This is a genomic window from Pseudomonadota bacterium (assembly GCA_030860485.1).
Classification (GTDB): Bacteria; Pseudomonadota; Gammaproteobacteria; order JACCXJ01; family JACCXJ01; genus JACCXJ01.
Map to the genome: position 1 here is coordinate 1 of JALZID010000166.1, position 11,955 is coordinate 11,955.

Below are 11,955 nucleotides of genomic sequence, written 5' to 3' on the forward strand. Positions count from 1 at the left end.
ACGAAGCGAGCGGCGGAGCGGGAGAGTCACAAGCTCAAGGCCCGCCTCTCCCCCGGGGAGAAGCGCAATCGCAAGCGCATGGCGACGGTGGCGGCGGTGTACAGCATCGAGCGGCAGGTTCGGACGCGGCCCTGCAGGCGGATCGAGACCGCCGAGTTGCGGGCCGGCCCGAACGCAAGACTCCGGCGAAACGCCCATAGGCGGATGCGGTGGAGATCTCGTGGCACGTGAAAAGATGCACAGCCAGATCACCGACGAGTCGCAGTCGGCGCTCAGGCGCTATCAACGGTTGATCGTCGGATCGACCCGCCTCGGCTATACGCTCAAGCACGAGCTGATCGTGGCCATCGGCAGCCTGGCGCCCGGTGCCTTGGGCCTGTGGCTCAGGCAGAAGCTCTATCGGCGTCTCTTGATGAGGGCCGGGCATGGGGTGTTCTTCGGCGCCGGTGTCACCCTGCGACATCCCTGTAAGGTGGCGGTCGGCGATCATGTGGTCGTGGCCGATGGCTGTTTGCTGGATGCGCGCGGCGATTCCAATCGCGGCATACGCCTAGGCGACAACGTGATATTGGGCGATCGCGCGACCCTGCGCTGCAAGGACGGCGATATCGTCATCGGCAACAACGTCGGCATCGGGCTCAATGCGAGCCTGAGCGCCGTCGGCGGTAACGTCCTTGAGCTTGCCGACGAGGTCATGATCGGACCCTATGCCTATCTGGGCGGCGCCAGCTATCACCACGATCGGCTGGATATCCCGATCTCGCACCAAGGTCAGGACCTGAAGGGCGGCATCAAGGTGGGCTACGGGGCCTGGATAGGGGCACGCGCCGTCATCATGGACGGGGTCACCATCGGCCGAGATGCCATCGTTGCGACCAATGCCGTCGTGAACAAGGATGTCCCGGACTATGCCATCGTGGCCGGGGTCCCGGCGCGATTGCTTCGGACCCGACGGGCAGAGCCTGTGCAGGCCGAAGTAGAGTCCCCCGATCCCGCGATTAGATTAGATTGCGGCGGGCCGAGTGACCCGATGCCGGTGCTTGTCGAGGAGTACATCGTGCTAGGAGTAGATCGTGAATAAATCGACCCGACAACGGCTGTTTTTCCTGGGCAGGCTCGCGCTGGGCATGGCGCTCCTCGCCGCGCCAAGCTCATGCAGTTCCACGACCACGTGAGCTATTTCAAGGATAAGCCGGTCCTGGTGGGCGATGCTCTATTCGTTTACCTTCCATTTCCTGGCGGCGGTCAATGTCTATGTGGCGTGCCTGGTGCTCGCGGTTCCCTTGGACCTCTACGATGCCGTGGTACTCACCCCCATCGTCCTCTTGGTCTCGTCCGTGCCGTTGAGCGTGAACGGGCTGGGGGTCTGGGAGTGGGCGTTCAGCGTGTTATCTGGTGCAGGCGGGTGTGCCGATGGACCAGGGGCTCGCGGTCGCGCTGCTCCTGCGCGCCAAGAACCTCCTGCTTTCGCTCGTCGGTGGGGTCTTGTTCCTGTTCGAGCGCACCGCCGCGCCGGCCCCCGCCGAGGCCGAGGGGCATGCGCGCTAGTCTAGCTAAGCCCCGTTCTGGCTGACCGTGAGATCGGGCGTGAGCGACAGCCGCCGGATCAACTGCCGCAGGAAGACCTTGATGAAACACAGCTGGCAGTCCTTGGAGGTCTGCTCCAGGACCGTGGCGCTGATCTTGAGTAAGGACACATGCGCGGCGGCGATGATCGAGGCCGTGCGTTTGGCCCTGCTGAAATAGCCCATCTCACCGAAGCAATCGCCGGGGCCGAGCGCGCCCACCACGCGCCCGCCGCGCTCCACGCGCACCATACCGGTGATGACCACGTAGAACGAATTATCGATCTCGCCCTCGACGAAGATCCCCTCACCGGAAGCGAATTCCTGCCACAGGCTGGCGCGGATGATCTCCCACATCTGGTCATCGGTGAACTCGTGGAAGAAGCCCAGGGATCGGGCCTCGTTGAAGCGCTCGTGCAGGCCGACCTCGTCCTGCGGGCTGCCCAGGTGGCCGAACGCACCGGCCAGATCGGAGGCGAGGTCCAGTCCGGTCTTGTAGCGCCGGCGCGGGTCCTTCTCCATGGCGCGGCGGACTACCCGTTCGAGGACCTCCGGGACATCCGAACGATGCTGCGCCATGGGCGGTGCGTCTTCGTTGACGATGCGGTACACGAGTTCCGAGAAGCACCCGTCGTAAAACGGGTGGCGTCCCGTCAGGCATTCGTACATGACGACGCCGAGCGAGAAGAGATCGGTCTGATGGGTGATCGGATCGTCCTGCACCTGCTCGGGCGACATATAACCGGGGGAGCCCGCGAACTGCATAGCCGCGGTGCCCGATCCGGCGCCGCGCTCCAGGCGGGCGATGCCGAAATCGCCGATCTTGGCCTCACCGTCCTCCGCGAGCAGGATGTTCGAAGGCTTGATGTCGCGGTGGATCACCCCTTGGCGGTGGGCATACTCCAGCGCACGTGCCGATTGGAAGGCGGCCTCGACGACCCGCTCGACGGGCAGGAGCTGATCCGCTTGCGCGTAGGGCTGGAGGGTAGCGCCGTGGCTCACGTATTCCATGACGATGTAACAGCGATCACCGTGCACGCCCGCATCGAAGACCTGCACGATGTTCGGGTGCCGCAAGCCTCCTGCGGTCTGCGCCTCGCGGAAAAACCGACGGCGAAACCGCTCGGCCAGATCGCGGCTGGTGGGGAGGCGTTTGAGGGCCATCTTGAGGGCGACCGGCCGATCGATGTAGGGGTCGTGGCCCTCATAGACGATGGCCGTGGTGCTGCGGCCGACCTCACGCAGGACCTCGTATTTGCCGAGTCTCGGATGCTCGGTCGGTGGGCTCCGTGGGGTCTTGCTCATCGGGGTAGTCACTCCCGGTCACCGGGCTCGCGTCACGATTGGTAGACGCCTGTGCGCGGCCGGACCATAATTGGCCGATGATACGGGGGGTACTTGGGGAATGATAATACGCGGAAGGGGCGCTGGCCACGCAGCGCTGCTATCGCGCTCCGGAAGCCGTTCCCCACTCCATTCCGGATCCAACGATCAGCCGGGCGCGCAGCAGGTTTTTTCACGAACGCTGAGCCGTCGAAGCTGCCCCCGGATATGAAGGCGGGGCTGGCCGGTGTCAAACCGATGCTCGTGTCTCTGGGCGTGCTGCTCCTGGGTTTCCTGTTCCTGCTCCCCGAGCGCTGCACAGTGAACATGGCGTTCCTGCGTCAAGATACGCCGGCGCAGGCCGAGTTGCGCGAGCGGATCAAGCTCCCCCCGGGCTTTTCCATCGCGGTCTATGCGTCGGATCTGCCGGGGGTTCGCGTGCTGCGCTTTACCGAGGCGGGGGACCTGCTCGCGAGTCTGCCCGAAGCGGGCAGCATCGTGCTCCTCGAACGGGACCGCAACGGGGATGGACGGCCCGACGGTCGTCGCGAGTTGCTCGGCGGGCTCAGGCGCCCGCACGGTATCGAGGTCTTCGAGGACACGCTCTACGTCGCCGAGACCGACGCCGTCGGCCACGCCCGCTTCGATGCTCGAAGCGGCCAGACCGTCGGCGAGTATCGGCGCGTCGTTCGGGACCTACCGGCGGGCGGCAATCACTGGTCTCGCAGCGTGCGCTTCGGTCCCGATGGGCTCATGTACGTGACGGTGGGCTCGAGTTGCAATGTCTGTATCGAGGACCACCCGTGGCGGGCGGCGATGCTCCGTTTCCGGGCGGATGGTAGCGGCGCCGAGATCTACGCCACCGGCCTGCGCAATACGGTGGCCTTCGATTGGTGGTCGGGCGCCGGCGGGCCGGCGGGTGGCGTCCTCTATGGCGCCGACATCGGTCGCGATCTCCTGGGTGACGATGTCCCGCCCGACGAGCTCAACGGCATCGAGCGCGGCGGTTTTTACGGCTGGCCCTACGCCTATGGCGACCGGGTCCCGGACCCCGATTTCGACCCGCCAAATGTTGATCGCATCGCCGGCAGTCTGACCCCGGTCCATCGCTTTGCGGCGCACAGCTCCCCGACCGGAATGATCTTCCTGCGTGGCAGGGGATTGCCGGCGGACTATCGGGGCGCGGCGCTCGTCGCGCTACACGGATCGTGGAACCGCACGGAGAAACAGGGCTACGAGGTCGTGTCGCTGCACTTTACCGACGATGGCAGGATCAGCGAGCGTAAGTTCGCGACCGGTTTCGAGGTAGACGAGGATGTCATTGGCCGCCCGAGTGACGTGGCCGAGGGACCAGACGGGGCGATCTATATCTCGGACGATTTCACCGGCAGCATCTACCGCATCAGCTTCGGCGGTCCGTGAGCGGTTTGCCGGTGCGTGCACCGGCAAGACCCCGGACGCGGGTCACGTTCGCATACTGCCGGTTGTTACCCGCGTCCGTGGATCGACGCTCGTTTGCCGGTGGCCCCTGAGGCTTGCTTTTAAAGCGCCCGAGGAGCTTCGTTCCTGCCTCTCGCACCTCTTGCCGGTGCGAGAGGCAGGAAGAGGCAGTCGCCGTCACACCGAACCTTCTTCCCCGTCGTCGAGACGGGGGACCGGGCTTCACTCGCGCCTGTCCGATAATGCTTCGACTCGCTTCGCGAGTCGCTTCACGAGCTTCTTGAGGTTTTTCCGCACCGCCCCTTCGAGCGCCGCCCGCGCGCGGGTGAGCCCGTAGAGCCCCTCGCCGAGGTCCGCGTCGTAGACCGTCAGGATGCGGTCCTCCCAGAGTTTCTTCTGCGACCAGGCCTCGATCAGGCGATAGCGGGCGTGGAGCACCGCGGTCATCTTGAGCCCCGGGATCAGCTCCTGGGTGATCACCTCGGGGTACAGGAGGTAATCGGCGTTCTGGTCGACCAACGCCGCCCGAAATAGGCCCGCGCCCTCCAGGGCGAGATGGAGGGCTTTACGAAAACCGGCGTCACCGAGGCTCGGCTCAATGAAGAGGTTGGTGTCCTCACCCCCTTGGGCACGGATGATGGCGACGGTCTTGTCGCTGCCTGTGGGCAATGATTCCGGGGGCTCCGGGACCATGGCGGTGACCTCCGGATCCCTGGCGCAGGCGGCCAGGTTGAGGCATGCCAGGATCAGTAGCCAGGCCGCGGGGCTCGGCGTCGAGGGAGGCACGCCATTCACCATTCCCCATTCCCCATTCAGGAGCCAGGCCGCCGGGTCTCGAAATAGACGACCGCTAGGGCCGCGCGCTGTACACGACGACCGGTGAGGGACCGGGGTCGGCACCGTCGTACGCGAAGCGCAGGAGCGCGTCCTGGGCCACCGTTCCGGCCGCGGCATTGGGGTGGTTGATGATGCATACGACCACGGTCATGCGCCCGAATCGGTTCAGGACATAGCCGGCAATGGCCTTGACGCCCCGCAGGCTGCCGGTCTTGATGTGCGCCCTGCCCTTCAAGGGCGTATGCCGCAGGCGCTTGCGCATCGTGCCGTCCACCCCGACCAGCGGCAGCGAGGCGATGAACTCCGGCATCACGGGGCTCGCGTAGGCGTATAGCAGCATGTGGCCGAGCGCGCTGGTCGCTATCTGCTCGATGCGCGACAAGCCCGAGCCGTTCTCCATCACCAGGCCCTCGGTATCGACGCCGCGTTTGTAGAACCACCCCTGGATGCCATCGAAGGCCTTGGACGGGCTTGCCGGCGGGCCCCGGATCTCGGCCCCTAAGGTCAGGAAGAGCTGGCGGGCCATCACGTTGTTGCTGTCCTTGTTGATGTCCCGGACTACCTCGACCACGGTGGGCGATTCGGACAAAGCCAGGCGCTCGGCCCCGTGTGGCACCCGGCCTTCGCGCAGACCGCCCTGGAGCTGGCCGCCCAGCTCGCCCCATAGCTGCCGGAACACGCCGTAGACGTATTGGGCGTGGCTCAGGAGCGAGGCCTCGTATACCGCCTTCCCGCAGGCCAGCGGATAGGCACCGCTGGCCGTGATGCGGGCGCTCGCGGCATCGCTGTGGAACCGTACCCCGAACTTGGAGTTGCGCATCCGGCAGGGTCCGCGGGTGGGGGTCAGCTGGTTCAGGACCTCGATTTGGACGGGCCTGGGATCGGTCACGACCTGCACCAATCCCTTGCCCTTGGGCAGGACCTGCACCTGGATGGATTTGGAGTTGAGCAGGAGCGCCGTGGGGATGGTGTTGTAGAGGCGGAAAGGCGCGCCATCGAAGCTGACCGGAAAGCGGTCCTCGACGGCGAAATAGCCGTGGTCCAGGACCAGATCGCCGCGGATCTCCCGGATCCCCCCTTGCCTCAGACCCCGTAACAACAGCCAGAAACGCTCCAGGCTCAGCTTGGGATCGCCATAGCCCTTGATGATGAGGTCGCCCTGCAGCACGTCCCCGCGCTGGACCCCGGTGCGGTAGACCTCGGTCTTCCAGGTGTAGGTCGGACCGAGGGCCTCGAGACCGGCGAAGGTGGTCACGAGCTTCATGGTGGAGGCGGGGTTCATGGGCCGGTCGGCCTGCCAGGCGATCAACGGTTCGCTATTCCCCGTCTCCTGCACCAGGACCCCGACATGGGTCAGAGGGATGCGCGCCCGCTTGAAGGCCTGAAGGACCGGAGCCGGAAGCTTGGCGCCGGGACGAGCGTAGGTGGGGAGGGCGATCGCACCCAGCAGCGTGGCCAGCAGCAGGACGACCCGTGGTGACACGGACTGTGCAGGGCGGAAGTACGATGGGCGCATGGATCGCTCCGAGCCCGGCGACAGGACGTTGGGCATGCGTGCTTGGACCCCGAAGACTTCTGGTTCTGGCCGGCGCCCTCGAGGGTAGGCCATGGCCGCGCGCCATCATAGCCGGGGTCGATGCCGAGGGGAACAGGCTCTGCGCGCCCATCCGAAAGTGGACGGGATCGAGTGGTCGCGGGATCGAGCCGCTAGCCCCCGGCCCAGGGCCGGGGTCGCCATCGGGTTGAGCTCAGGCGGGGGACGGATGCCAGCCGGCGTCGGCCCATAGTTCCCCGCTCACCGCCGAGTTCTGCACCATGAAGCAGATGGCGTCGGCGATCTCCTCGGGCCGGATGAGGCGGCCGAGCTGGGTCTCGGGAAGGATGTACTTCTGGATATAGTCTTCGCCGAGTGCCCGCACCATGGGCGTATCGGTGAACCCCGGGTGGATCACCCCGCAGCGCACGCCGTGGAAGATGGCCTCTTTCATGAGCGTGGCCGCGGCGCCCTCCAGGCCCGCCTTGGAGCAGGCGTAGGCGATCTGCCCCTTGTTGCCCTGGGAAGAGATCGAGCCGATGAAGATGATCACGCCCTGCATGCCCTCGTTGGCGTTCCAGCGCTTGAGCCCGAGCCGGTGGCGGGATTCCGCATGTCGCGCCACCATCTCGAGCGACCAGTACACCGGGGCGATCAGATCGACCTCGGTCACCAGGCGGAAGGTGTCGAGGGGATAGATTTCCGCGCGGCCCGTTTCCTTGTTGATCCGCACCGCCAGGGCGTCGCGGGTGATCCCGGCCGCCGGTACGCAGATGTTCACGAGGCCCAATGTCTCCGCGATCTCCTCATAGACCCGGCGACGGAACTCTTCGTCGATGGCATTCCCGAGGAACGGGTGGCCGACCTTCCGGCCCGCCTCCTGGTCTAGCTGTGCGGCGATCTCGGCGACCCGATCGCTCTGATCGACCAGCGCCACCGCCTTCGCGCCACGCCTTGCCAGTTCGCGCGCCACAGCGTTGCCGATGCCGCTGGCGCCGCCCGTCACGAGCGCTACTTTGCCTTGTATGTCCATGGGTCTCTCCGCAATGAGGTGGTCGTCCGCCGCGCTCGGGGAAGCACGCCCGTCGGGCGCGGCGCTGTGCATCGTAACGGGCATTGTAACCCGCGATTGATGCGCTGCAATACGGGGGCCGGTCCCGAGTGCGGGGGCCGGCCGGGGAGCCGGTCGGCTAGACCGGCCGGTGTGGCTCTGCGGATCGGTGGCGATCGGCCTCTTGTGTCCCGGGTACGGGGAGCATGGCCGGGCCGGACGCGAGACCCCGCAGCCATTCGACGAAACGCATCAAATGAGGTGCGAAGAACAGGGCCAGCATGTCGAGGAAACAATAACCGGCGGCGATCCCGCTCGGGGGATTGGCCTGCGGAAGCCCGCCCCAAGACGGCCAGTTCAGGGCCCACGCCCAGGTGCCCCAGTAGGTGCCCACCAACTCCAGATAGCTGGTCACGAAGAAGGCGCCGACGTACACGAGCGGCGAGCGGCCCAGCAGCACGAACGCAAAGAAGACGCAGAAGAGCGCCGCACCGCCGGCGTCCAGGCGCTCGGCGAAGGTCACACCCCACAGAGACCAGGCCGCGCCGATGAGGAGCGCGACCCGGGTGATCGAGGCGCCATAGCGTTCGAACAGCGGCGAGCGCGCCAGGACCACCGCCGTGAGGTAGACCATGCCGTGCCCCGGCGGGACATAGGCCGGGACGTTGTCGAAGCGATAGGTGTAGATGTGATACAGCGGCGCGAAGGTGTACTCGCAGGTCGTGGCCGCCAGCATAGCGATCGCGACCTGCAGCCGAATGGGGGTGGGCTCCCGCGACAAGAGCGCCACGAGAAAGCCCCAGGCGCAGGCGCCGAGGAAGTACTGGCCTAGGATATCCCGACCCAAGGGGCTCGCATCGCCATCGAGATACAGGCCGAGGCTGATGCAGAAGACGACGATCCCGGCGCTGGCGAGGTCGCGGCGGCTGCCCCACAGTACGCAGCGGAAGTCGTGCAGCCACTGCGCGCCCCACGAGGCCAAATGAGCCACCCGCGCTCCGGTCAACAGAGGCGCTCGGCCAAGAACGCCGCTGTCCGCTGCCACGCCACCTCCGCGGACTGGACGAGGACACCGGCGAGGGGTCGCGGGCCTGGGGAGAAGTGTAACAGCCCTGGCGGGGTCTGCCGATGGGCGGGTGAAGTGGATAGCGGCTCTCATGCCACACCACGGAGTCCTTCCCGCGCTCTCAAGCAGGGCACTACATCGGCTCGCAAGTTCGTATGCCTGGGGTAGTCCTTGTCGATGAGATCGATTGGGAGACGGACATTTTGCACCGCGGCTCGCACGACCGGTCTCTTTGTCAGTGGCGCAAGCAGTTTTGCTCCGACGCCAGACCTTCGCCAAACTTCCGTTAGCCACAACTCATGCCGCCCGCAACGAGCGTACTGCAAGTATATCGGTATCGCTAACGAGGCGAACCTCAGCCGCCTTTAGCGTGACCAGAGCCTGAGTTCGACCCGCTCCGGTCACAAACTCGACTTCCAACCCATCCGGTTCATATAGTTCTACCAGGGCTCCCACGTCGCCTCGCCGTAGCCTCTGGCTTGGAACGTCTTTTTCCAACACCACCGTGTCAAGTAGTACCCCCTGGCTTCATCTTCTATCTCCCGGATAGGCCGTAATGAACCGGTATGCTTTCGCCTTTCAGGACTCGTAGGTTGGGAGTGACGAAGTGACCACAGCATGACCCAGCCGCCAAGACCTTGGGGCTCGTTCCTCACGCCAAGCTACGCCCTGACCGGGTGTTCAGCGAGGAACTGGCGTAGAGCATCGTTAACGGCCTTGGCGTTTGGAAAGACCTTAGCCAGGTCGGGGTCAATCAGAACTATATTAGAATCCTCTCGGAACCGCCTTGCGTACTTGCCGCGTACGCCCGAGCGGATCAGGTCGGCCGGATACTCCGGCCGCAGATCATCGGTGTCGTCATCGCTCATAAGCTCTTCTCTCTCGGGGCGTCATGGGACGCGCAGATATCATCCGGATACTATCACCTCGCTCGGTGTTTGCCACCACCAAAGCCCGGCCGGAACTTGATATCCCAAAGGTGAGATACCTCACCTCGCCCTCGGAATGGTCTGGATCAACAACGGTGGAGGCGTGATCGTCATCGAACACCGTGCAGGCTTCGAGAAAAGAGACCCCGTGCTTCGTTTCGTTACGCTGCGCCTTTTCTGGGTCCCAGTCAATCTGCATGCGCGCATTATCCTACCCCGCCTCCGTGCCCGGTTCCGTAGGCTGGTATAAGCGGATGCGAATCTCAGCAGATCCACCAGGGAACCGCCACGGCGCTTCTGGGCAGCATCTGTGTCGTGCGCATTGCTAGCCAGCGCTCAGGCCGCTCGCAACGAACGTACCGCAAGAATATCGGTATCGGTGATCAGGCGAACTTCAGCCGCCTTTAGGGTAACCAAAGCCTGAGTTCGACCCGAACCGGTCACAAACTCGACTTCCACCCCATCCGGTACGTAAACCTCCATCACGGCTCCCACATCGCCTCGCCGTAGCCCCTGGCTCGGCAGGTCTTTTTCCAACACCACCGTATCGAGTACCTTCATCTTCAATCTCGCGGGTAGGCCGTAATGAACCGCGGTATGCTTTCGCCCTTCAGAATAATCCAGCCCGTCACGATCTCTGCGCTCCGGTCGGCTGGACCCGTTACGCTGCCTCGTCACCGCCAGATCCGCCGACTCCTTGGCGATCCCGAAGCCGATCAACATGATCCGGTCGTCCTCGTCGAGCAGGATGTTCTCGGGCTTCAGATCACGGTGCACGATGGGCGGCGTCCGGCCGTGGAGATAGGCGAGGACCTCGCAGTTGGTGCATCCACGGCACCAGCCGCCCTGCCGCGATGGTGCCGCCGCTGGCCTTGCGCTCGCCCTCGAGACTCTGCGTGCCCCCGAACTCGAGCACCAGGTACACGATCCCATCGACCTCGAAGCGGTGTGCTCGTCGTAGAGGTCCCGGGGAAGCTCCTTGAGCGCCCGGCGCTTGCCCTGGAGCCGGTCGTCGGTGACCAGGTAGGTGGCCGGGAACCTCCCCTTCCCGAGCACGCTCGTCACCCGGTAGCGCCCCTGCACCATGCCAGCGAAGCCTCGGAACGAGATCCTAAGCGGCAAAGGATAAGAAATCAATGTGGTTCTGTAATGGGGGTTCCTTGGTTGGGCCCGGGTAGACCATGCCTGCGGAGCCTCGCAGGATGGCGATGCTTGGTTCCCGCCCGCGCAGGATGCGATGGACGAAGGGAACCGCATCGTTCGCGAAACAAATTTGGCGTCCTGGCAGGGCCTGCCGTCCGGGCGGGTGTAGTGTATGGTGGCGCCCATGGTCCGGGTCCTGGTGATCGGTGGAGACAGGGCAGCAGGGTACCGAAAAAGGGGCCTTTCGGGCAACCGTTCGGGATGGCTGTCGTGCCCCCTCCCGAGGCCAAGCTATGATCACCGCTTGTGGACACGCTCGGCCCAAGACCTTCACTAGAAACAAGGCCTAATGTCTTGCCTAATGTCTTGTATGGTACTGGGATATCGGAAGAAGAAAGGCAGTCCAGCATGCAGGCCAGAGAGGGGTGCCACCTGTGCGAGCGGATTGTTGTCCTGTCCCGTTGCTGGCGAGTCCGCCCGGCATTGGCCGGGGATTTCTCTGGGGGACACCTGGCGTCGCGGATACAAGCCCGGGTCGCCGGCTCACCGAGGGCCGAGCTTTCTCCAGCTTCGTCCGCGAGGAGCGCGTGTGATTCGCGCTCTTTCCCGCAAGAGTTGAGCCGCCATCAAAAGCACGGGTGCTGCAATCTAGATAGCTTAGAACAGGACCGCGTTGGGAGGATTACCCGTGGGTCTTTACACAGACGCACTTGCGCTTATCGATTGCCCTGGGTATTTCGCGAGTCAGCGCCACGAATTCGGCATTACGTTGGGGGCCGCCCTGGCACTTGCTGGAGGCTGCTGGGTGGCGGCTAACTACTACGTTCGCCTGTGGAATCTGCGTTTCCGTCCAACGCTTATCCATCACGTCCTCTGTTTCGCCGCTGCCCTATGTACGCTGGTGTTCACGCTCTCGTTTGCCAGCTTGAAGTTTACGAAACGGGTGCGGCTCTTTTAGAACGACGCTTCGGCCCGTCAGGCCGCCTCTTTGAAGAGGTGACTTGCCATCCGTGAGCGGTGGTTACGCTCTTGCTCTTGGGCCTTATGAAACGCCCAGTAGGCCTCCG

At 64.7% G+C, this 11,955-nt stretch carries 12 protein-coding genes; 3 read left to right on the forward strand and 9 right to left on the reverse strand.

What is annotated here, in order from left to right; genetic code table 11:
* Window positions 1–231 (forward strand): hypothetical protein (locus M3461_09135; GenBank protein ID MDQ3774503.1); only part of this gene is annotated, 231 nt, incomplete at its 5' end.
* On the forward strand, window positions 221–1,081 hold the full coding sequence (locus M3461_09140) for an acyltransferase (protein ID MDQ3774504.1): 861 nt from the start codon (window positions 221–223) through the stop codon (window positions 1,079–1,081). The genes M3461_09135 and M3461_09140, both read left to right, overlap by 11 nt.
* Window positions 1,082–1,553: 472 nt before the next feature.
* Here M3461_09140 and M3461_09145 read toward each other — a convergent pair whose 3' ends face one another.
* Window positions 1,554–2,870 (reverse strand): serine/threonine-protein kinase, encoded by a 1,317-nt coding sequence (locus M3461_09145; GenBank protein ID MDQ3774505.1) that lies wholly within the window; start codon window positions 2,868–2,870, stop codon window positions 1,554–1,556.
* A gap of 246 nt (window positions 2,871–3,116) precedes the next feature.
* On the opposite strand from M3461_09145, the gene M3461_09150 reads away from it, so the two are divergent.
* Complete coding sequence (locus M3461_09150; protein ID MDQ3774506.1) at window positions 3,117–4,310, forward strand: PQQ-dependent sugar dehydrogenase; 1,194 nt, start codon at window positions 3,117–3,119, stop codon at window positions 4,308–4,310.
* Between the two features lie 240 nt (window positions 4,311–4,550).
* Here M3461_09150 and M3461_09155 read toward each other — a convergent pair whose 3' ends face one another.
* The 8 genes from M3461_09155 to M3461_09190 form a co-directional block, all read right to left on the reverse strand.
* Window positions 4,551–5,114, reverse strand: a complete 564-nt coding sequence (locus M3461_09155) for a hypothetical protein (GenBank protein ID MDQ3774507.1) — start codon at window positions 5,112–5,114, stop codon at window positions 4,551–4,553.
* Between the two features lie 64 nt (window positions 5,115–5,178).
* Window positions 5,179–6,681 carry a D-alanyl-D-alanine carboxypeptidase/D-alanyl-D-alanine-endopeptidase gene (dacB, locus tag M3461_09160; GenBank protein MDQ3774508.1) on the reverse strand — a complete coding sequence of 501 codons (1,503 nt, stop codon included), beginning with the start codon at window positions 6,679–6,681 and terminating at the stop codon, window positions 5,179–5,181.
* A gap of 232 nt (window positions 6,682–6,913) precedes the next feature.
* A complete protein-coding gene (locus M3461_09165) occupies window positions 6,914–7,732 on the reverse strand; it encodes an SDR family NAD(P)-dependent oxidoreductase (GenBank protein MDQ3774509.1) in 819 nt (272 codons plus the stop codon).
* Between the two features lie 157 nt (window positions 7,733–7,889).
* Window positions 7,890–8,741 (reverse strand): hypothetical protein, encoded by an 852-nt coding sequence (locus M3461_09170; GenBank protein MDQ3774510.1) that lies wholly within the window; start codon window positions 8,739–8,741, stop codon window positions 7,890–7,892.
* A gap of 372 nt (window positions 8,742–9,113) precedes the next feature.
* On the reverse strand, window positions 9,114–9,272 hold the full coding sequence (locus M3461_09175) for a DUF4926 domain-containing protein (protein MDQ3774511.1): 159 nt from the start codon (window positions 9,270–9,272) through the stop codon (window positions 9,114–9,116).
* A 206-nt stretch (window positions 9,273–9,478) separates the two neighbouring features.
* Window positions 9,479–9,685, reverse strand: a complete 207-nt coding sequence (locus tag M3461_09180; protein ID MDQ3774512.1) for a hypothetical protein — start codon at window positions 9,683–9,685, stop codon at window positions 9,479–9,481.
* A complete protein-coding gene (locus M3461_09185) occupies window positions 9,675–9,944 on the reverse strand; it encodes a BrnT family toxin (protein MDQ3774513.1) in 270 nt (89 codons plus the stop codon). The genes M3461_09180 and M3461_09185 overlap by 11 nt, the downstream gene beginning before the upstream one ends.
* 137 nt (window positions 9,945–10,081) lie before the next feature.
* Window positions 10,082–10,831: a DUF4926 domain-containing protein gene (locus M3461_09190; GenBank protein MDQ3774514.1), complete on the reverse strand. Its 750-nt coding sequence runs from the start codon at window positions 10,829–10,831 to the stop codon at window positions 10,082–10,084.
* Window positions 10,832–11,955 lie beyond the last annotated feature (1,124 nt).

Coding starts and splice junctions, on each gene's coding strand:
- M3461_09190 (MDQ3774514.1), bottom strand. CDS start 10,831: ATGGTGCAGGGGCGCTACCGGGTGACGAGCGTGCTCGGGAAGGGGAGG.
- M3461_09180 (MDQ3774512.1), bottom strand. CDS start 9,685: ATGAGCGATGACGACACCGATGATCTGCGGCCGGAGTATCCGGCCGAC.
- M3461_09165 (MDQ3774509.1), bottom strand. CDS start 7,732: ATGGACATACAAGGCAAAGTAGCGCTCGTGACGGGCGGCGCCAGCGGC.
- M3461_09150 (MDQ3774506.1), top strand. CDS start 3,117: ATGAAGGCGGGGCTGGCCGGTGTCAAACCGATGCTCGTGTCTCTGGGC.
- M3461_09185 (MDQ3774513.1), bottom strand. CDS start 9,944: ATGCAGATTGACTGGGACCCAGAAAAGGCGCAGCGTAACGAAACGAAG.
- dacB (MDQ3774508.1), bottom strand. CDS start 6,681: ATGCGCCCATCGTACTTCCGCCCTGCACAGTCCGTGTCACCACGGGTC.
- M3461_09145 (MDQ3774505.1), bottom strand. CDS start 2,870: ATGAGCAAGACCCCACGGAGCCCACCGACCGAGCATCCGAGACTCGGC.